This is a genomic window from Klenkia sp. AC732 (assembly GCF_979256525.1).
The window spans coordinates 1-20288 of the sequence record NZ_CEEDOS010000029.1 but is presented as its reverse complement, the minus strand read 5'-3'; the positions used below and the strand labels follow the sequence as shown (position 1 = coordinate 20288).

Annotated in this window: 17 protein-coding genes; 9 read left to right on the top strand and 8 right to left on the bottom strand. The window is 74.2% G+C overall.

Annotated features, from left to right (window positions below; genetic code table 11):
• Positions 1–60: 60 nt before the first annotated feature.
• A complete protein-coding gene (locus AC0IVP_RS14520; protein ID WP_082556616.1) occupies positions 61–756 on the bottom strand; it encodes a metal-dependent transcriptional regulator in 696 nt (231 codons plus the stop codon).
• A 187-nt stretch (positions 757–943) separates the two neighbouring features.
• Between AC0IVP_RS14520 and AC0IVP_RS14515 the strand changes: the two genes are divergently transcribed.
• Positions 944–2128, top strand: coding sequence for an acetoin utilization protein AcuC (locus tag AC0IVP_RS14515; protein WP_056291143.1), 1185 nt, complete (start codon positions 944–946; stop codon positions 2126–2128).
• Between the two features lie 69 nt (positions 2129–2197).
• A complete protein-coding gene (locus tag AC0IVP_RS14510; RefSeq protein WP_471757398.1) occupies positions 2198–4807 on the top strand; it encodes a bifunctional acetate--CoA ligase family protein/GNAT family N-acetyltransferase in 2610 nt (869 codons plus the stop codon).
• 28 nt (positions 4808–4835) lie between these two features.
• Here AC0IVP_RS14510 and AC0IVP_RS14505 read toward each other — a convergent pair whose 3' ends face one another.
• From AC0IVP_RS14505 to dtd, 3 genes are all read right to left on the bottom strand, one after another.
• Entirely contained in the window at positions 4836–5504 is a 669-nt protein-coding gene (locus AC0IVP_RS14505) for a DUF1345 domain-containing protein (RefSeq protein WP_056291138.1), read from the bottom strand.
• Between the two features lie 121 nt (positions 5505–5625).
• Positions 5626–6609 (bottom strand): RNA polymerase sigma factor SigB, encoded by a 984-nt coding sequence (sigB, locus tag AC0IVP_RS14500; RefSeq protein ID WP_056291136.1) that lies wholly within the window; start codon positions 6607–6609, stop codon positions 5626–5628.
• A gap of 247 nt (positions 6610–6856) precedes the next feature.
• Positions 6857–7300 carry a D-aminoacyl-tRNA deacylase gene (gene dtd, locus AC0IVP_RS14495; protein ID WP_471757396.1) on the bottom strand — a complete coding sequence of 148 codons (444 nt, stop codon included), beginning with the start codon at positions 7298–7300 and terminating at the stop codon, positions 6857–6859.
• 119 nt (positions 7301–7419) lie between these two features.
• On the opposite strand from dtd, the gene AC0IVP_RS14490 reads away from it, so the two are divergent.
• On the top strand, positions 7420–9963 hold the full coding sequence (locus AC0IVP_RS14490) for an excinuclease ABC subunit UvrA (RefSeq protein WP_471757394.1): 2544 nt from the start codon (positions 7420–7422) through the stop codon (positions 9961–9963).
• A 131-nt stretch (positions 9964–10094) separates the two neighbouring features.
• Here the strand turns inward: AC0IVP_RS14490 and AC0IVP_RS14485 are convergent, their stop codons facing one another.
• Both AC0IVP_RS14485 and AC0IVP_RS14480 read right to left on the bottom strand, forming a co-directional pair.
• Positions 10095–11600, bottom strand: a complete 1506-nt coding sequence (locus AC0IVP_RS14485; protein WP_471757392.1) for a family 43 glycosylhydrolase — start codon at positions 11598–11600, stop codon at positions 10095–10097.
• A gap of 53 nt (positions 11601–11653) precedes the next feature.
• Complete coding sequence (locus AC0IVP_RS14480) at positions 11654–13057, bottom strand: family 43 glycosylhydrolase (RefSeq protein WP_471757390.1); 1404 nt, start codon at positions 13055–13057, stop codon at positions 11654–11656.
• 399 nt (positions 13058–13456) lie between these two features.
• Between AC0IVP_RS14480 and AC0IVP_RS14475 the strand changes: the two genes are divergently transcribed.
• The 6 genes from AC0IVP_RS14475 (at position 13457) to AC0IVP_RS14450 (ending at position 18435) form a co-directional block, all read left to right on the top strand.
• Positions 13457–14812, top strand: a complete 1356-nt coding sequence (locus AC0IVP_RS14475; protein ID WP_471757388.1) for a glycoside hydrolase family 43 protein — start codon at positions 13457–13459, stop codon at positions 14810–14812.
• 182 nt (positions 14813–14994) lie between these two features.
• On the top strand, positions 14995–15312 hold the full coding sequence (locus tag AC0IVP_RS14470) for a hypothetical protein (RefSeq protein WP_471757386.1): 318 nt from the start codon (positions 14995–14997) through the stop codon (positions 15310–15312).
• The gene (locus tag AC0IVP_RS14465; protein ID WP_471757384.1) at positions 15303–15875 is read left to right on the top strand and encodes a hypothetical protein; all 573 of its coding nucleotides are present in this window, start codon (positions 15303–15305) and stop codon (positions 15873–15875) included. The genes AC0IVP_RS14470 and AC0IVP_RS14465 overlap by 10 nt, the downstream gene beginning before the upstream one ends.
• A gap of 160 nt (positions 15876–16035) precedes the next feature.
• Positions 16036–17259 carry a MalY/PatB family protein gene (locus AC0IVP_RS14460; protein ID WP_471757382.1) on the top strand — a complete coding sequence of 408 codons (1224 nt, stop codon included), beginning with the start codon at positions 16036–16038 and terminating at the stop codon, positions 17257–17259.
• Positions 17260–17352: 93 nt separating this feature from the next.
• Positions 17353–17940: an HhH-GPD-type base excision DNA repair protein gene (locus AC0IVP_RS14455; protein ID WP_471757380.1), complete on the top strand. Its 588-nt coding sequence runs from the start codon at positions 17353–17355 to the stop codon at positions 17938–17940.
• A 159-nt stretch (positions 17941–18099) separates the two neighbouring features.
• Entirely contained in the window at positions 18100–18435 is a 336-nt protein-coding gene (locus AC0IVP_RS14450; RefSeq protein ID WP_056301273.1) for a DUF3099 domain-containing protein, read from the top strand.
• Between the two features lie 59 nt (positions 18436–18494).
• Here the strand turns inward: AC0IVP_RS14450 and AC0IVP_RS14445 are convergent, their stop codons facing one another.
• On the bottom strand, positions 18495–19379 hold the full coding sequence (locus AC0IVP_RS14445) for a carbohydrate kinase family protein (RefSeq protein ID WP_471757378.1): 885 nt from the start codon (positions 19377–19379) through the stop codon (positions 18495–18497).
• 1 nt (position 19380) lies between these two features.
• A partial coding sequence (locus AC0IVP_RS14440) for a pseudouridine-5'-phosphate glycosidase (protein ID WP_471757376.1) occupies positions 19381–20288 on the bottom strand: 908 nt, incomplete at its 5' end.

Below are 20288 nucleotides of genomic sequence, written 5' to 3'. Positions count from 1 at the left end.
CGACGACGGCCGCGCCCCCGGGTGGGGACGCGGCCGTCGGTGCTGCGGCGTGCGGGTGGGTCAGCCGGCCGGTACGGGCTCCTCGACCTCGGCCAGGCTCACGAACACGTGCTGGGCGACGCCGGGGGGCAGCACGGCGCCGTCGATGCTCACCGCGCCGTTGCTGAGCGAGGCCCGCACCGTCGTGCCGGGGCGCACGCCCTGGTCGGCGAGGGAGCGCAGCAGCTCGGCGTCCTCCTGCAGCTGCTCGCTGATCCGGCGCACCACGACCGACGTGCCCTCCGGGGTCGCGGAGGTCGACAGCAGCGTCAGGGTGTCCTGCGAGGTGCGGGAGACCGCACCCAGCGCGTCCAGGCCCGGGATCGGGTTGCCGAAGGGGGAGACCTCGGGGTTGCCGAGCAGGGTGAGCAGCTTGCGCTCGACCGCCTCGCTCATGACGTGCTCCCAGCGGCAGGCCTCCTCGTGGACGTCGGCGTAGTCCAGGCCGATCACGTCCACCAGCAGGCACTCGGCCAGGCGGTGCTTGCGCATCACGGCGGTGGCCAGCGCGCGGCCCTCGTCGGACAGCTGCAGGTGCCGGTCGCCCTCCACGCTGAGCAGCCCGTCGCGCTCCATCCGGGCGACCGTCTGGCTGACCGTGGGACCGCTCTGGTGCAGGCGCTCGGCGATCCGGGCGCGGAGGGGGGTGATCCCCTCCTCCTCGAGCTCGAAGATCGTCCGGAGGTACATCTCGGTGGTGTCGATGAGGTCGTTCACGGCAGGCTCCTCCGTCGTCGTCTGCCCCCGATCCTACGGGGGTCGCGCCACCCGGCCGGGGCTGCGACGGGTCCCCGCCCGTGCGAGGGGGCGCCGTGGCGCGTCGTCCCCGGTAGCGTCGCGACGGTGATCGCGCGATGAGGCACGACCCGACCCCGACGCCCCGCCGAGCAGACGGGGCGCGAGCGTGAGCGACGCCGTCTCCGTCGTCTGGGACGACGCCCTGCTCGGCTACACCATGGGCGGGGACCACCCCATGCACCCGGTGCGGCTGGACCTGACGATGCGGCTGGCCGACACCCTCGGCGTGCTGTCCAACGACCGCATCCAGGTGGTGAAGCCGGAGGCCGCCGGCGCCGACCTGCTCACCCTGGTGCACGACCAGGCCTACCTGGACGCGGTGGAGCGGGCGCCCAGCGACCCCCAGGGCGTGGGCCACGGCCTGGGCACCGCGGACAACCCGGTCTTCGAGGGCATGTACGACTCCGCCGCGCTGATCGCCGGTGGCTCGGTCGCCGCCGCCCGGCTGGTGCACGAGGGCCGGGCCCAGCACGCGGTGAACATCGCCGGCGGGCTGCACCACGCCATGCGCGACGCCGCGTCCGGCTTCTGCGTCTTCAACGACGCGGCCGTCGCGATCGCCTGGCTGCTGGCCCAGGGGTACGAGCGGATCGCCTACGTCGACCTCGACGTGCACCACGGCGACGGCGTCCAGGCGGCGTTCTACGAGGACCCCCGGGTGCTGACGGTGAGCATCCACCAGACCCCGCTGACCCTCTTCCCGGGCACCGGCTTCCCCGAGGAGACCGGCGACCCGGAGAAGGCCCCGGGGACCGCGGTCAACATCGGGCTGCCCAACGGCACCGACGACTCGGGCTGGCTGCGCGCCTTCCACGCGGTCGTGCCCAGCGTGGTGCGGGCCTTCCAGCCGCAGATCCTCATCACCCAGTGCGGCTGCGACGCCCACCACGAGGACCCGATGGCCGATCTCGCGCTCACCGTCGACGGCCAGCGGGCCTCCTACAAGGCCATGCACGACCTGGCCCACGAGGTGTGCGAGGGCCGCTGGGTGGTGCTCGGTGGCGGTGGCTACGGCCTGGTGCGCTGCGTGCCGCGGGCCTGGACCCACCTGCTCGCCGAGGTCGGCGGCGACCCGCTGACGCCGACCACCGCCATCCCGGACTCCTGGGTGCGCGACGTGCTGGCCCGGGGGCTGCGCACCGAACCCCCCGCCACGATGACCGAGGGCGGCTGGACCGGCTTCCAGCACTGGGACCCCTTCACCGAGAACCGGGTCGACCGCGCCATCACCCGCACCCGGACGGCGGCCTTCCCGCTGTTCGGCCTGGACCCGGACGACCCGCGTGACTGACGGAGCCCCCCTCGGCAGCGGACCGCCCCGGGCTGGGAGGCCGACGTCGTCGCCGCCGACGGCGGGACCGTGCACCTGCGCCCGATCACCCCCGAGGACGCCGAGGGCATCGTCGGGCTGATGGAGCGCAGCTCCGACCAGACGCGCTACTACCGCTTCTTCGGCCCGATGAAGAAGCTGTCGGACAAGGACCTCTACCGGTTCACCCACGTCGACCACGTCGCCCGGGTGGCGTTCGTCGTGCTGCTGGGCGACGAGCTGATCGGCGTGGGGCGCTACGACCGCTACCCCGGCACCGACGACGCCGAGGTCGCCTTCCTCATCGAGGACGCCCACCAGCGCCGCGGGCTGGGGTCGGTGCTGCTGGAGCACCTGGCCGCCGCCGCCCGCGAGCGCGGGATCACCCGGTTCGTCGCCGAGGTGCTCAGCCAGAACTCCGGCATGGTCCGGGTCTTCCTGGACGCCGGGTACGAGGCCCGGCGCTCCTACGAGGACGGCGTCGTCCACCTGACGTTCCCGATCGCCCCCACCGAGCAGGCACTGGCGGTCACCTACGAGCGGGAACAGCGCAGCGAGTCCCGCTCCATCGGGCGGCTGCTCACCCCGGGTTCCATCGCCGTCGTCGGGGCCAGCAACGACGCCACCAAGATCGGTCACGCCGTGCTCCGGCACCTGCTGGACAACGGCTTCGCCGGGCCGATCTACCCGGTGAACCCCGCGGTCCGGCACGTCGCCGGGGTGCCCGCGCACGCCACCATCGAGGACATCCCCGACGACGTCGACCTCGCCGTGCTGGCCGTGCCTGCCGACGAGGTGCCCGGCGTCGTCGAGGCCTGCCGGCGCAAGCACGTCAAGGCCCTGGTGGTCATCTCCGGCGGGTTCGGCGAGACCGGCCCGGAGGGCCGGGCCGCCGAACGCCGGTTCGTCGCCGCAGCCCGCGCCTCGGGCATGCGCGTCGTCGGGCCGAACTGCCTGGGCCTGGTCAACACCGACCCCGCGGTGCAGATGAACGCCAGCCTGGCCCCGCAGGTGCCCGGCCGGGGCCGGATGGGCTTCTTCGCCCAGTCCGGCGCGCTGGGCGTGATGCTGCTGGAGCGCGCCCGGAACCGGGGGATCGGACTGAGCTCCTTCGTCTCGGCCGGCAACCGCGCCGACGTCAGCGGCAACGACCTGCTGCAGTACTGGGCCACCGACCCGGCCACCGAGGTCGTGCTGCTGCACCTGGAGAGTTTCGGCAACCCGCGCAAGTTCGCCCGGCTGGCCCGCCGGGTGGGCCGCACCAAGCCGGTCGTGGCGGTCAAGAGCGGCCGGCACGTCGGGATGACCGCTGGCCTGGCCGGCACCAGCGTCACCGTGCCCGAGCAGTCCGTCGCCGCGCTCTTCGCCTCCGCCGGGGTCATCCGGGTGGAGACGCTGGCCGAGCTGTTCGACGTCGGCACGCTGCTGGCCCACCAGCCCCTGCCGGCCGGTGACCGGGTCGCGGTCGTCGGCAACTCGACGGCCGTGGGCGTCCTGGTGGCCGACGCGGTGCTGGAGCAGGGCCTGGAGCTGGCCCACGACCGGCCCGTCGACATCGGCACCCAGGCCGGCCCCGAGGAGTTCCGGGCGGCCCTGCACGCCGCGCTGGACGACGAGTCCGTGGACGCCGTCGTCGCGGTGTTCCTGCCGCCGCTGGTCCGGGACACCCAGCCCTACGGCCGGGTGCTCCGCGAGGTGTCGGCGCAGGCGACCAAGCCGCTGGTGGCCAACTTCCTGTCCACCGACGGCATCCCCGACGACCTCGTCGTCCGCGGTGAGGACGGGATGCCCCAGCGCGGCTCGGTGCCCTCGTTCTCCACCCCGGAGCGCGCCGTCATCGCACTCGCCCGGATGTCGGAGTACGCCCGCTGGCGGCGCCGGCCCGTGGGCACCGTGCCCGAGCTGGAGGGCGTCGACGAGGCCGCCGCCCGCGAGGTCGTCGTCGGCGCGCTGGCCGACGGCGGCGGGCGGGACCTCACCGACGAGGAGGTCATCGCCCTGCTCGGCGCCTACGGCGTCCCGCTGCTGGGCACCCGCCGGGTCACCGACGCCGACTCCGCGGTCGCCGCAGCCGAGGACATCGGCTACCCGGTGGTGCTCAAGTCCACCGCCCCGTGGCTGCGCCACCGGACCGACCTGGGCGGGGTGCGGCTGGACCTGCGCGACGCCGACGACGTGGCGACGGCGTTCGAGGCCATCCCGTCCGGTGACCCGGTGATCGTGCAGGAGATGGCCGCCCCCGGCGTCACCACGGTGGTGGAGGTCGTGGACGACCCGTCCTTCGGTGCGCTGGTCAGCTTCGGCGTCGGCGGGGTGGCCACCGACCTGCTCGGGGACCGGGCGTTCCGCACCCTGCCGCTCACCGACACCGACGCCGCCGAGATGGTCCGGGAGCCCCGGGCCTGGCCGCTGCTGGACGGTTGGCGGGGCAGCGAACCGGTCGACGTCGCGGCGCTGGAGGAGCTGCTGCTGCGCATCGCCCGGCTGGCCGACGACCTGCCCGAGGTGCTGGCGCTGTCCCTGGAACCGGTCATCGTGGGCCCGGCGAACCCGTGGCACGGCGGCCGGTCGCTGGTCGTCGCCGGTGCCAGCGTGCGGGTGGGCCCGCCCACGGCGCGGGTCGACCCGGGTCCGCGCCGGATGTTCGGCCCGCCCGGCTGAGCGGCGCCGACGGTGCGGCGGCCCGGGGTCAGGTCAGCGCGTTGACCGCCCGGGCCAGCACCAGCAGGACCAGCACCAGCGCGATCGCCGACTGCACCGCCATCGCCGTCTTGGCCCGCCGGGTCAGCGGCAGCACGTCGGTCGGGCTGAACGCGGTGGCGTTGGTGTACGCCAGGTACAGGTAGTCGGGGAAGCGCGGCTCCCACTCCGGTGGCGCGAACTCCGGGGACTGCATCTGCACGAAGAGCAGGTCCGGGTGCACCCGGGTGCCGGCGGCCCGTGCCGCCGGCCCACCCCGGTCCAGCTCCCAGTACAGCAGCGCGAAGGCCAGCACCGTGGTCAGCCAGATGCCGCCCCCGGAGGCCAGCAGCTCCCCGGCCGGCAGCGGGCGGGCCGAGACGAGGTCGCGGACCAGCAGCAGCACCGACCAGCCCGCCGACCCGACCACGAGACCCAGCAGCGCCAGCGCGACCCGACGCAGGGCGGTGGACTCGCGGTCGATCCGCAGCGGGTCGGCCACCACGAGCCCGGCCAGCAGGGCCAGCTCGGCGAGGGGCAGCAGCAGGCCCAGCTGGGGGACCACCCGGTCGGGCAGCAGCAGCTGCAGCACGACGGCGGCCACCACCGCCAGGGTCGCCGGCCACCGGTGCTCCCCGCGGGTGCGGCGGCGCCACGCGGGCGCGTCCTGGCTGGTCACGGCGGCCTCCGGGTCTGCGGGCCCGGTCGGCCGCCGTCCCCATCCTGCCCGCAGACGACGGGAGCCGGTCACCCCCGCAGGGGTGACCGGCTCCGGTGTCGTGCGCTGCGTGCGGGGTGGCTCAGGCCAGGTAGTCCCGCAGGGCCTCGGCCCGCTCGGGGGCCCGCAGCTTGCTCATCGTCTCGCGCTCGATCTGGCGGACCCGCTCGCGGGAGAGCCCGAAGCGCTTGCCGATCTGCTCCAGGGTGCGGGGCTGCTCGCCGTCCAGACCGAACCGCATGACGACGACGTCGCGCTCGCGGTCCTCCAGGGTGCCCAGGACGGTGCGGACGTCCCCGCGCATCATCTGGAAGGCGACGGCGTCCTCGGCGACCGCGGCGTCGGCGTCCTCGATGAAGTCACCCAGCCGGGACTCCTCGTCGGCGCCGACGGTCTGGTCCAGGGAGACCAGGTCCCGGCTGTACTCCAGGAGCTCGACGACCCGCTCCTCGGTCATGTCCAGCTCCAGGCCCAGCTCCTCGGCGGTGGGCTCCCGCTCCAGCTCCTGGTGCATCCGGCGTCGGGTACGGACCACCTTGTTGACCTGCTCGGCCAGGTGGACGGGGAGCCGGATGGTGCGGCCGCTGTCGGCCATGGCGCGGGTGATGGCCTGGCGGATCCACCACGTCGCGTAGGTCGAGAACTTGAAGCCCTTGGTGTAGTCGAACTTCTCCACGGCGCGGATCAGGCCGACGTTGCCCTCCTGGATGAGGTCCAGGAACGTCATGCCGTGGCCGGTGTAGCGCTTGGCGACCGAGACCACCAGGCGGAGGTTGGCCTCCAGCAGGTGCGCCTTGGCGGCCTTGCCGTCCGCGGCGAGCAGCCCGTAGTCGCGCTTGACCGCCGGGGTCAGCTTCTTCTCACCCAGCAGGCGCTCGGCGTAGAGACCGGCCTCGATGCGCTTGGCCAGCTCGACCTCCTGCTCGGCGGTCAGCAGGGCGGTCTTGCCGATGGTGTTGAGGTAGACGCGCACCAGGTCCGTCGACACCAGTCCGCTGGTGTCCGGCGTACGGCGCGGCGTACGCACCTCGAGGGTGTCGGTGGGGGAGGACTGCAGCAGCGTCACGATGTGTCTTCGTCCTTGCCTCTGGGGTCGGATGTCCGCCTGGCGTACTGGCGGGTACCCGGCCTGGCGTCGGTGATGCGGGGGCCCGGCCCGGGATCGCCGGTCGGGGGCCTCCCACGGGGTTCCATCCCGTGTGGTACGTCCTGCACAACGGCCGGGACCACCCCTGGTGTTCCTGGCCGTCACACGTTCACAGCAGACGGACAGAGTCATCCGTCACAGAGCTGCTACCCGCGTAAGCGTCGTTTCACTCCCGGGCGGGGACGTCGACCAGCAGCGTCATCGGACCCTCGTTGACCGAGGTCACCCGCATCGAGGCGCCGAACACCCCGGTGGCGACGACGGCGCCCCGGTCGCGCAGCTCGGCGACGACCGCGGCCACCAGCGGCTCGGCGACGTCGCCCGGTGCGGCGTCGACCCAGGAGGGTCGCCGGCCCTTGCGGGTGTCGCCGTAGAGCGTGAACTGGCTGACCACCAGCACCTCGAGCCCGAGGTCGGCGGCCGAGCGCTCGCCGTCGGCGGAGGGGAAGACGCGCAGCTCGTGCACCTTGCGGGCCAGCTCGCGGGCGTGCGCGGCGGTGTCGGTGCGGCCCACGCCCACCAGCGCCAGCAGTCCGGCGCCGATCTCGCCGACGACGGCGCCCTCGACCTCGACGGAGGCCCGGCCGACCCGGGTCACGACGGCACGCACCGGGAGATCCTCGCAGGGCCGGTCCCGCTGTCGGGCACGTCGGCACCCGCCGCCCCCGGGGTGGTGGACTGTCCGGCGAACGTCCTGGTCCAGGGCACACACCGGAGGAGCTGGGCACCGTGGCGACCGACGACATCGTCCGACCGACGGCGGTCCAGGTGCGGGGGGCCCGCGTGCACAACCTGCGCGACGTCGACGTCGACGTCCCGCTGCACCGGTTGGTGGCCATCGCCGGCGTCTCGGGCTCGGGGAAGTCCTCGTTGGCGATGGGCGTGGTCTACGCGGAGGGGCCGCGCCGGTACCTGGAGGCCCTGTCCACGTACTCGCGGCGTCGCCTGGACCAGTCGCCGCGGGCGGCCGTGGACAGCGTCACCCACGTCCCGGCCGCCCTGGCGCTGCGTCAGCGGCCGGCGGTGCCCGGCGTGCGCAGCACCTTCGGGACGTCGACGGAGCTGCTCAACGTCCTGCGCATCGGGTTCTCCCGGCTCGGGAGCCACGTGTGCCCCCGCGGTCACCGGCTCGACCCGACCATCGACGTCGCCGCCGGCCAGCCGCTGACCTGTCCCGCGTGCGGTGTCGTCTTCGCACCGGTCGGCGCCGAGGACCTCGCGTTCAACTCCGGCGGGGCCTGCCCGACGTGCAGCGGGACCGGGGCGGTGCGGGAGGTCGACGACGCGGCGCTCGTGCCTGACCCGCTCCGCACCGTCGCCGAGGGGGCGGTGGCGCCGTGGGGACTGCCGGGCCTGTCGCTGATGCCCCAGGTCGTCGCCGAGCTCGGGGTGCGCACGGACGTCCCGTTCGCGGCCCTGACCCCCGACGAGGTCGAGGTGGTCCTCCACGGGGAGGCGGTCAAGCGCCGGCTGTCGGTGCCGACCCGGAACGGCAAGCTCTTCGAGCTGGACTTCACCTACCGGAACGCCCGGGTGGCCGTCCAGGAGGCACTGGACAAGGCCACCAGCGAGCGGGGCATCGTCCGCGTCGAGCGGTTCATCAGCACCCAGGTGTGCCCGTCCTGCCACGGCACCCGGCTGGGCGTCCGGGCCCGCGGCATCGAGGTGGCGGGGACCGGCCTGGCCACGGCCACGGCGATGACGCTGGACGAGCTGCTCGCCTGGGCCGGCACGATCGAGGCCCCGCTGCCCCCGGAGATGCGGCAGATGGCCCGCGACATCACGGCCGAGCTGGCCGCCGTCGGACGTCGCCTCGTCCAGCTGGGCCTGGGCTACCTCTCCCTGGACCGGGCGGGGTCGACGCTGTCGACCGGCGAGCGGCAGCGGGTCCAGCTCGCCCGTGCCGTGCGCAACCAGACCACCGGTGTCCTCTACGTCCTCGACGAACCCTCGATCGGCCTGCACCCGGCGAACACCGAGGGCCTGCTGTGCGTCGTCCGGGACCTGCTGCGGGACGGCAACTCCGTCGTCCTGGTCGACCACGACGTCCAGGTGCTCCGGGAGGCCGACTGGCTGATCGAGATCGGCCCCGGCTCCGGGAGTGCCGGCGGCACCGTCGTGGCCACCGGCACGGTCGCCGACCTCGGGTCGCACCCGGACTCCAGGCTCGGGGGGTTCCTGGTGGGTCGCGAACCGGTCGTCGTGCGTGAGCGTGCACCACGGGAGGAGGTCTTCGCACAGGGCGCCATCCGGCTGCAGACCCGGCCGCTGCACACGGTCGACGCGCTCGACGTCACCGTCCCGCGCGGGCGGTTGACCGCGGTCACCGGGATGTCGGGGTCGGGCAAGACGACCCTGGTCCTGGACAGCCTGGTCCCGGCGCTGCGCGCGACCGTGGACGGGACGGCCCTGCCCGCCCACGTCGTGGCGGTCGACGCCCCGGGGATCAGCCGGGTGGACACGGTCGACGCGAGTCCGATCGGGGTCAACGTGCGGTCCACGGTCGCCACCTACAGCGGCGTCCACGACGACCTCCGCCGGGCCTTCGCCGCCGTGCCGGCGGCGGGGGAGCGGGGCCTCACGGCGGCCGACTTCTCCTACAACACCGGGTCGCTGCGCTGCCCCCGGTGCGAGGGCACCGGGCAGGTCTCCCTGGACGTCCAGTTCCTGCCCGACGTCGACATCCCGTGCCCAGACTGCCTCGGTTCCCGGTACGCCCCGGAGGCGGATGGGGTGCGCCGCGCCGTCGGCGGGACCGCAGGCGGGGCGGACGTGTCCCTGCCGGAGGTGCTCGCCCTGGAGGTCCGGCAGGCGCTGGACGTGGTGGGTGACCTGCCCCGGGTGCGCGCCCGGCTGCAGGCCCTGGTCGACCTCGGGCTGGGCTACCTCACGCTGGGCGAGGACACCCCGGCGCTGTCCGGTGGGGAGGCCCAGCGCCTCAAGCTGGCCACCGAGCTCAGGCGGCAGCAGTCCGACGCGGTCTACGTCCTGGACGAACCCAGCGTCGGGCTGCACCCCCTCGACGTCCGGACCCTGCTCGGGGTCCTCGACAGGCTCCTGGTCCGCGGGGCCACCGTCGTGGTGATCGAGCACGACCTCGACGTCATCGCCAACGCCGACCACGTGCTGGACATGGGGCCCGGTGGCGGCGCCGACGGCGGCCGCGTCGTCGGTGTGGGCACCCCGGAGGAGGTGGCCGCGATCGCGGGGAGTGCCACGGGGAGACACCTGCGGGCACACCTGGCGGCGGTCGGGGGGACCCCGGTCCCCTGAGCCCGCTGCCGGGAGGGGCCGGCGCCGTCCGCGACCGGACACCACGCAGACCCCCGGCGACCGTGTCGGGTCGTCGGGGGCCTGGCGGGACCGGCCGTCCCCGGGCACACGCCCGGGGACGACCCTGCGGGTCAGCCGATGGTCCACCGCTGGACCGGGAGGCCGTTGCACGTCCACTGCTGGACCGCGGCGCCGGGGGTGGTGACCCAGTCCCGGTCGTCCAGGCACAGGCCGCTGACCCTGTTGGTCAGGGTCACCGCGCCGTTGCCGGCGTCGGAGACGCGCCACTGCTGGACCGGGTTCCCGTTGCAGGTCCACTGGCGGACCTCGGCACCCGGCGCGGTGCCGAACCGGTAGTTGTCCAGGCACAGGCCGCTGTGCTGGTTGACCAGCTGGTACCAGTCACCCTCGAGGTGGTCCAGGTACCAGCCCTGGGCCGCGCTGTCGTTGCAGGTGAACTGCCGGACCTCGGCGCCGGGGGCGGTGCGGAACTGCCAGTCGTCCAGGCACAGCCCGCTGTGCTGGTTGCGGATGCGCTGGGCGTTGGACGCGTTCTCGCCCGAGGGGCCGGGGATCCGCACCGAGGTCGCCAGCGGGACCCCCAGGTTCGGTGTGCCGTCGGCGTTCCAGGTGATCGGCTGGACGCGGGTGGTGCGGCTGTACCCGCAGCCTCCGCCGTTCATCGGCCGGTCGTTGGCGTGGTAGGCGATCCAGGTCTCCTTGCCGTCGGGTGAGGTGAAGAACGAGTGGTGACCGGGGGCGTAGACCCCGGCTGCGTCGTTGCGCTGGAACAGCGGGTTCTCGCCCTTGCGCCAGGCGGCCGCCGAGAGCGGGTCGCCGCCGACGTACTCCAGCGCGCCGATCTTGTAGTCGTCGCCCCAGCAGGCGCTGGCCGAGTAGGTGATCCAGGTCCGGTCGCCGTGCTGGAGCGCGACGGGACCCTCGTTGACCTTCCCTGCCTGCGTCTCCCACGGGAGGGTCGGTGCCGAGATGCGGGTGCCGAAGGCGCCTGGGGTCCACGGGTTGGTCATCGGGGCGATGAAGTTCGACTGGAGGCCGTCGGTGCCGAAGGCCGAGTAGACGAAGTAGTTCTTGCCGTCCAGGCGCAGGACGCTGGAGTCGATGGCCCAACCGCCGTTGGCCTGGAAGGCCAGCACGCCCTTGTAGGTGTAGGGCCCCAGCGGGTCGTCACTGGCGCTCTCCAGGACCGCCGTCTGGCGGTTGGTCCCGGGGGTGGAGGGGTCGGCGGAGTAGTAGAGGTACCAGCGCTGGCCGTTGGGTCCGTCCAGCAGCTGCATGTCCGGTGCCCACATGACGCAGCAGCCGGTCGGCTGGTCGAGGGTGAAGACCCGCTGCTCCGCAGCCGTGGTCAGGCCCGCCAGGGTGGAGGACTTGCGGATGACGATGTTCGAGGTCGACGTCGTGGCCACGTAGTAGTACGAGCCGTCGTGGAACCCCAGCCACGGGTCCGCGCTGTTGGGCGCCGTGACCAGCGGGTTGGTCACGGTGGCGCCGGGTGCGGCCTGGGCGGGTGGGGCCTGGGTCAGCGAGAGGCCGGCCGCCACCAGCAGTGCAGCTGTGAGGACGACGAGCAGGCGGGACCATCGGTGGGCGAACGGGTGGAGCGTGTGGTTCATGGACATCCCATCGGATCGGCGCGGACGTGCTGGGGCCTGTGCGGTGGAGGGGGTCAGACGAAGCGCCAGCGCTGGGCGGCGGAGTCGTTGCACGGGTAGAGCGAGACGCGCGCTCCGTTGGCCGTGTCGAAGGCGTAGTTGTCCAGGCACTGTCGGCCGGCCACGTTGTAGAGCTGGAAGGTGCCCGCACCCCGGTCGCGGATCGTCCACTGCTGGGCGGTGGACCCGTTGCACGGCCACAGGCCGACGTCGGCGTTGACCGCGGTGCTGCCGTTGGCGTTGTCCAGGCACGTGCCGGTGTTGCCGTTGAGCACCCGGTAGCGGCCGTTGCCCAGGTGGTCGAACTCGAACTGCTGCACCGAGTTCTGGTTGCAGGTGTGGAGCCGGACCAGGGCGCCCGGGGTGGTGTCGAAGTCGTAGTCGTCGACGCACTTGGTGCTGTGGACGCCCTGCAGGCGGTTGGCTGCCGGCCCCGGCCGCGGCTGCCCGAACCAGGGGGACCCGTCCTCGGCCCAGTAGAGCTGCTGCATCCGGGTGTGCCGGTTGGGGTCGGTGAGCGGGTCCGGGCGCGGCGGGTCGTAGTCGCGGGCGTGGTAGACCAGCACGTCCGTGCGGCCGTCCTCGGTGGTGGTGAAGCTGCCGTGGCCGGGGCCGAAGACCCCGTTCGCCGAGGTGAACACCGGTTCGGGCTTCTTCGTCCACGACGCCGGGTCCAGCAGGTCGGCCGTGTCCGAGGCGGTCAGCAGTCCCAGCTTGTAGCGGGCGTCGGTGGCTGCGGCGGAGTAGGCGATGAACACCCTGCCGTTCCGCACCACCACCTGGGGGCCCTCGTTGACCGGGTACCCCTCGCGCTCCCAGGCCAGCGTGGGGACGGCGATCCGGGTGACCGGTCCGGTGATGGCCGTCGCCCCGGCCATCCGGGCGATGTAGAGGTTGCTGTTGGTGGCGATGCCGGGCTCGGCCTGGGCCCACACCAGGTAGCGCACCCCGCGCAGCTCGAAGGACGCGGGGTCCAGCGCGAAGGTCTCCCACGGCGTGGTCAGCCGGGCCGGGGCGGTCCAGGTGCCGGTCAGCGGGTTGGCCGACGTGGTGCTGGTCCAGTACATGCGCTGGTCGAAGGGCGCGTTGCTGGGTGCGCCGGAGAAGTAGAGGTACCAGGCGCCGTCCCAGAAGCGGATGTCAGGCGCCCACAGGTAGCCGCCCAGGGCGCCCGACGGCGGCCCCTGGAACACCGCGACCGGTGCCGCCGTGGCCAGTCCGGCCAGGGTGGTCGAGCGGCGCAGCTCCACCGTCTTGTAGTCGGGTACCGACGCGGTCATGTAGTAGTAGCCGTCGGTGTGCCGGTAGACAGCGGGATCGGCGCGCTGCTGCACCACCGGGTTGGTCACCGTGACCGGCGAGGCCTGCGCGGTGGGCGCCGTCGTCGTCAGCCCGAGCAGGAGCGCGAGGGCCGCCACGACGACCAGTGCGCCACGGGCGACCGCGGTGCCCCGCCCGGTCCGGCGGGGGCGCGGGGCCAGGCCCCGCCGGTGTGAGGGACGGCCCTCAGGGAGGTCACAGGAACCTGTGGTCGGAGTCACAGGCCGGGAGTGTTAGCGCTCACAGGCCGGAGCGCAAGAGCTGTCAGCGAGAACATCGAGTTCGAAACGGCGCCGTTCTCGTGGGCGTGACCGTGCTGTTCGAATCGTGAAAGCACCGGCTTGACACGAGCTGGGGGAGGACCTCAGGGTGTATGTGAGCGCTAACACAACGACGTGAAGAGTGAGGTCTCCGCCATGCCCGAGTCGTCCGGTCCCCACCCCCCGCTGCCTGCGGGAGCGGGTCGTTTCAGCCGCCGTGTCCTCCTGGGAGGACTGATGGCCGTCCCCCTGGCCGGGGTGGGTCTGCCGCTGGTCGCCCGGCCGGCCCGGGCGGCGACGACCGGGGCCTTCGCGATGGGCTACTTCACCGAGTCACCCAACGGCCGGGCGAACGACTACGCCCTGCACCTGGCGGTGAGCACCGACGGCCTGGAGTGGACGGCGCTGAACCAGAACGCCGCCGTGGTCCGCCCCGCCGGCGGCACCGGGGGCCTGCGCGACCCGTTCATCCTGCGCAAGCAGGACGGCACCTTCGTCGTCCTGGCCACCGACATGACCGGGACCGACTTCACCCAGGTCAACCAGTTCATCCACGTCTGGGACTCCGTCGACCTGAGGTCCTTCACCGGTTACCGCAGGCTCAGGCTGCACGACCTGCAGACCCACGCCTGGGCGCCGGAGGCGTTCTGGGACCCGGCCCGGGGCCAGTACGGGATCCTCTGCTCCATCGACGTCGGCGGCCGCAACGTCATCCAGGTCAACTACACGACCGACTTCGTGACGGTGTCCGCGCCGCAGACCTACTTCGACCCGGGGTTCGGCGTCCTGGACGCCACGGTGCACGTCACCGGTGGCACGAACTACTTCTACTACAAGCGGGAGTCCGACAACTCCCTGTTCGGGGCCCGCTCCACCTCGCTGGCCCCGGGCTCCTTCACCCCTGCCGCGGCCACGTACACGACCCGGTACGCCGCCGGCGCGACCGAGGCCCCCATCGTCGTGAAGGCCGCCGACTCGAACACCTGGTACCTCTGGGGCGACTCCTACGCACCGGTCAACGGGGAGTTCTACGTCTGGCGCTCCACCGACATCACCAGGGACGTCTGGACGCCGGTGTCCAACGCCGACTACACCCAGCCGCTGAACTCCAAGCACGCCACGATCGTCGCGATCAGCCCGGCCGAACGGGACGGCCTGCTGGCGCGGTACGGGGCCCCGGCCTGGAACCGGGTCAAGTCGCACAACTTCCCCGACCGCTACCTGCGGCACGCCGGGCTGGTGGCCCGGCTGGACCCCTACCCCATGGACCCCTTCGAGGACAGCCAGTGGCGGGTCCGGCCCGGACTGGCCTCGGCCGGCGCGGTGTCCTTCGAGTCCGTGAACTTCCCAGGGCGGTTCCTGCGGCACTCCGGGTTCACCGTGCGGCTGGACGTGAACGACGGCTCCACCGGGTTCGCCGCCGATGCCACGTTCACCCGCGAAGCAGGCCTCGCCGATGCCTCGTGGTCGTCCTTCCGTTCGTGGAACAACCCCGACCGCCACCTGCGGCACGCCGGGTTCGCGTTCCGTGTCGACGTCATCGGCGCGACGAGCGGTGAACGGTCCGACGCCACGTTCCGCCTCGTGAGCTGACCCCGTCCGGACCGGCGGCCGCACCCGGCCGCCGGTCACGTGCGGCGCCGCACCGCGGCTGCCACCGACCCGACGGTGGGGGACCGGACCAGCACCGGTCCGGTCCCCGACCCTCCTTCCTCCGACGGCCCGAGCACCGCTCGGCCCGATCACGGCCCCGAACGGGGCAGATGGGTGGTGACGTGTCCACACCACAGAGCGAGCAGGCACACGACGCGAAGCTGCAGCAGCTCGCCGGTACCGCGGCCGCCTGGGTCTTTGCGGCCCCCCGGCGCTACCCGCGCTTCGACGCCGACCAGATCGCCGACGTGCTCGACCAGGCCGGGGTCGTGTGCTCCGTCCAGGACGGGCCGATCCGTGCGCTGGTCTTCCGGGCCGAGGGCGAGGTGCACGCGCTCGTCACCGACTACCCGAGGAGCGGGTCGCGCCGCCGGTACCGCGCGATCCGCGGCGGGTCCGTCGTCGACGTCGTCACAGCGGTGCGGTCGCTGTGGCGGTGATCGGCGGGGCCCGGTCCGAGGCCCGGGACGCCGACCGGGGCCCCGGTGACCGCCCGCCCCCGCACCCCGGGAGTCGTCCCGGCGCCGCCGGTGGAGCACTGACGGCGGAGTCGCTGGCCCTCCTGCTGCGGCTGGAGGGGGTCCTGCAGCACGTCGCGTCCTGGGAGGCCGAGGACCAGTCGGTCCACCCTCCGCGGGACGAGCTGGGCCTGGCCTGGCCGTTGGCCGACGCCGTGGCGCTGGTCGCCGTCCAGGACCTGCTCCGGGGGGCCCGCCGGGCGCGGGCCGGAGCCGGCGCGGTCCTGGCGGGGGGCCACCCGGGCGCCCTGCTGCCGACGGCCCCGGGGGCGAGGGGTCGGGGCGGGGAGGCGGCGGTCGACGTCGTGGCCTCGCTCGCCGACGCACCCCTGCCCCTCGCGGTCCGCGAGCTGTTCGAGCTGGAGCGCACGGGCACCGGCGAGGACCCGGGCGACCTGCTGCGGGCCGTGGCCGACCTGCTGCTCGCCGGCCCCTCCGTCGAGGGCGGCAACAGTCCGGGCAGTGGGCCCCTCCCGCTGCAGTGAGGCCCAGGGGCCGGGTCCGGGTCGGCCGCCGGCCCGCCGGTCGCGTGGGCGCGGCACACTCCGGGACAGGGCCGACCGGGGTGCGCGCACGCGACCGGCCGGGGGAGGTCGGTGCTCGTCGGGGGCCCCGCCACGACCGAGGAGAGCGGGAGGCCAGGACATGGCAGAGGCTGCGTCACACCCACTGGGCCAGCTGTCGCTGGAGGAGCTCCGTGCGCGGACGAGCATGAAGTGGCGCACCCACCCGGCCGACGTCCTGCCGCTGTGGGTCGCCGAGATGGACGTCCCGCTGGCGCCGCGGGTGGCCTCGGCGCTCCACCGAGCGATCGAGCAGGGGGACACCGGGTACGCCACGGGCGCCGGCTACGCGGAGGCGCTGCGTGACTTCGCGGCCCAGCGCTGGGGGTGGGACGGCCTGGACCCCGCCCGGACGGCCGTCGTCCCCGACGTCATGCTCGGCATCGTCGAGGCCCTGCGTCTGTTGACCCGGCCTGGGGACCCGGTCGTCGTCACGCCGCCGGTGTACGCCCCGTTCTACGCCTTCGTCGAGCACGACGACCGGGTGGTCCTCGAGGCGCCGCTGACCCCTGAGGGCCGGATCGACCCCGTCACCCTGGAGGCGGCGCTGGCCGGAGCCGCCCGCCGCTCGCCCCGAGCCGTCTTCCTGCTCTGCAACCCGCACAACCCCACCGGTGCCGTCCACACCCGGGACGAGCTCGCGACCGTGGCGCGGCTGGCCCGGCGGCACGGGGTGCGCGTCGTCGCCGACGAGATCCACGCCCCGCTCGCGCTCGACGGCGCCGGGTTCGTGCCCTACCTGAGCGTCCCGGGTTCCGAGGACGCGCTGTCGCTGACCTCGGCGTCCAAGGCGTGGAACCTGGCCGGCCTCAAAGCCGCGCTCCTCGTCGCCGGGCCCGAGAGCGCCGCCGACCTCGCCCGGCTGCCCGAGGAGGTGTCCCACGGCGTCAGCCACCTCGCGGTGATCGGTCACACTGCGGCGTTCCGGGACGGCGGCGACTGGCTGGACGGGCTGCTCGCCGACCTGGTGGAGAACCGGACGCTGCTGGAGGGCCTGGTCCGCCGCCACCTCCCGCGGACCAGGATGCTCCGGCCCGAGGGCACCTACCTGGCCTGGTTGGACTGCCGTGACCTCGCCCTCGGGGAGACGTCGCCGACGGCGGGCCGGGCCGTCGTGTCCGACCTCGACGGCCCGGCCCGGTTCTTCCTGGACCGCGCGCGGGTCGCGGTGAGCTCGGGGCACGTCTTCGGGACCGGCGGTCGCGGCCACGTCCGGCTCAACTTCGCCACGACCCCGGCCGTCCTGGAGCGGGCGCTCCAGCAGATGGGGGACGCTCTCGCCGCTGAGGCCACCCGGGCGCACTGACCGCGTCACCGCACCCTCGGCGGCACCGCACCCTCGGCGGCACAGCACCCTCGGCGCGGCCGGGGCCGGCCGGCCCTGGGGCAGACTGCCCGCGTGCCGACCATCCGCATCGCCCAGGACCCCGCTGCCGACGAGCTGCTCTCCCGCGACCCGCTGGCGCTGCTGCTGGGCATGCTGCTGGACCAGCAGTTCCCGATGGAGCGCGCCTTCGCCGGCCCTGCGCTGATCGCCGAGCGGCTCGGGGTGGAGCAGTTGTCCGCCGCCGCGCTGGCCGAGGCCGACCCGGCCGAGCTGAAGGCGGTCTTCACCGGCCCGCCGGCGGTGCACCGCTACCCGGGCTCGATGGCCGAGCGCACCCAGGCGGTCTGCCGGCTGCTGGTGGAGCGCTACGACGGCCACCCCGAGGGGCTGTGGTCCGACGCCCCGGACGGGGCCACCCTGCTGCGCCGGGTCGGCGAGCTGCCCGGCTTCGGCGCGCAGAAGGCCAAGATCCTGGTGGCACTGCTGGGCAAGCAGTACGGGGTCACCCCGCCCGGCTGGCGCGAGGCGGCCGGCGACTACGGCGACGACGGCGCCCGCCGGTCCGTGGCCGACGTCACCGACCCGGTGTCGCTGGGGGAGGTCCGGGCCTTCAAGCAGCAGGCCAAGGCCGCGGCCAAGGCGGCCCGCGAGCAGGGCTGACGCCTGCGCAAGCGCCGTTTTCGCCGGGGCTGCTGCACGTCCGCGGGCACGGTGGCACGATGGGTCGCGGAGCCGGGAGACACCGGGGGCCGGTCGCCAGCCAGAGACGACGCCGACCCGCGACCCCACCACCCCGGCCAGCGACAGGGAAGGGTGTCCGTGGCCTCGAGCCGACAGCACACGAACCAGGCAGAGCCCGTCCTGATCACCGAGGCCGAGCCCAGCAGGGCCGACCAGCACGACGCGCGCAAGAAGCGTTACGTGATCACGATGCTCATCCGCATGGTCAGCCTGATCCTGGCCTGCGTCTTCTACCAGACCGTGTGGCTCATGGCGGTCTTCGCGGTGCTGGGCACGGTGCTGCCCTGGATCGCCGTGGTCATGGCCAACGACCGCCCGCCGAAGAAGAAGCTCGACGTCAACCGGTACAAGGTGCCCGCACCGGACCGGATCCTGGAGAGCCGGCCCAGCGCCGGCCGGGTCATCGACGTCTGACCCCACCGCACGCACAGGAGGCCCGCACCCGACACCGGGGTGCGGGCCTCGTGTGCGTCTCAGCGGGCGCCGGCGGTCCCCACGACGGTCGCGGCGCGGGCGATCCCGGCGTCCAGCGCGGCCAGCGGGTCCGGCCGGCCCGCTGCAGCCACCCACACCGAGAGCAGCCCGGCGGCGAAGGCGTCCCCGGCCCCCGTGGTGTCCACGACGTCGACGGCGTGCGCCGGCCGGTGGGTGAGCTCGGAGCCCGCGGCCCACAGCGCGCCCTCGGCGCCCAGGCTGACCGCCACCACCGCGTGCCGGGCGGCCAGTGCGCGGGCCGCGTCGCCGGTGTCCCGGCAGCCGGTGAGCAGACGGGCCTCCTCGGCGTTGGGCAGCAACAGGGTGGCCGCGGCCGTGTCGGCCAGCCAGCGGTCGATCCCGTACCCGGCCAGCGGCCCGGTCGATGCCGGGTCCAGCGACACGGTGCAGCCCGCCTGCACCGCAGCCGCCAACGCGGCCAGGCCCGCCTCGCGGGGACCCGGGTCCAGGAGGGTGTAACCGGACAGGTGCAGGTGCGCCGGCGGCGCCAGCGTCGGGACGTCGTCGGCGCGCAGGTCCAGGTTGGCGCCCCGGTCGGCCAGCATGCTGCGCTCCCCGCCGGGCTCCACCAGGCTGACGATCGTGCCGGTGCCCGCGCCGGGCACCGCCCGCAGTGCCAGCTGCACCCCGGCCGCGGACAGCTCCGCGGCCAGCCCGGCGCCGGCCGGGTCGTCTCCGACGCAGCCGACCAGCTGCACCGACGTCCCCAGGGCGGCCAGGTGCGCGGCGACGTTCGCGCCGGCACCGCCACCCCGGCTGCGGATCGCGGCCGGCCGGTCCGAACCCGGCGCGGGGACGCCGGACAGCACCGCGACGACGTCGGTGCAGACGTCGCCGACCACGACCACCTGGGGCGCGGTCACCTCAGGACAGCTGGGCGAGCTCGGCGGCGATCCGGCCGGCCAGCTCGGCGTTGCGCAGCACCAGCTGCACGTTCACCGCCAGGGTCGCGCCCTCGCTGGCGTCGTGCAGGTGGCCCAGCACGAACGGCGTCACGTCCTTGCCTCGGGCTCCGGCGGCGTCGGCCGCGGCGAGGGCGCCGGCGATGACCCGGTCGTGCAGGTCGCGGTCCAGCTGCTCGGACTCCGGCAGCGGGTTGGCCACCACGACGGCGCCGGGGGCCAGCGCCCGGCGGGCCGCGAACACCCGGGCGGCGGCCGCCGGGTCCTCCACCTGCCAGTCCAGGGCGTGACCGGAGTCGGCGACGTAGAAGCCGGGGAAACGCAGCGTGCGGTAGCCGACGACGGTGACCGACAGGGTCTCCATCCGCTCCAGGGTGGCCGGCACGTCCAGGATCGACTTGACCCCCGCGCAGACGACCACGATCGAGGTCCGGGCCAGCGCGACCAGGTCGGCGGACTCGTCGAAGGTGTCCTGCGACTGCCGGTGCACCCCGCCCAGCCCACCGGTGGCGAAGACGCCGATGCCGGCGGCGGCCGCGAGCAGGGCGGTGCTGGACACGGTGGTGGCACCCGAGACGCCGAGCGCGGCCGCGATCGGGAGGTCCCGCACGCCGAGCTTGGCGAGCTCGGTGTCCGCGCAGACGCGGTCCACCTCGGCGGCGGTCAGGCCGACGTGCGGGACGCCGTCCAGCACGGCGATCGTCGCGGGGACCGCACCGCCGGCGCGGACGGCGTCCTCCACCTGGTCGGCGGCAGCGCGGTTGTCCGGTCGGGGCAGGCCGTGGGCCAGCAGGGTGCTCTCCAGGGCGACGACCGGGCGGCCGGCGGCCAGCGCGTCGGCGACCTCGGGGGAGAGGACGGGGGTGGGGG

What these genes read in the sequence shown, in the direction of transcription:
- AC0IVP_RS14485 (WP_471757392.1), bottom strand. Translation starts at nt 11,600, where the DNA reads ATGAACCACACGCTCCACCCGTTCGCCCACCGATGGTCCCGCCTGCTC.
- AC0IVP_RS14460 (WP_471757382.1), top strand. Translation starts at nt 16,036, where the DNA reads ATGGCAGAGGCTGCGTCACACCCACTGGGCCAGCTGTCGCTGGAGGAG.
- AC0IVP_RS14475 (WP_471757388.1), top strand. Translation starts at nt 13,457, where the DNA reads ATGGCCGTCCCCCTGGCCGGGGTGGGTCTGCCGCTGGTCGCCCGGCCG.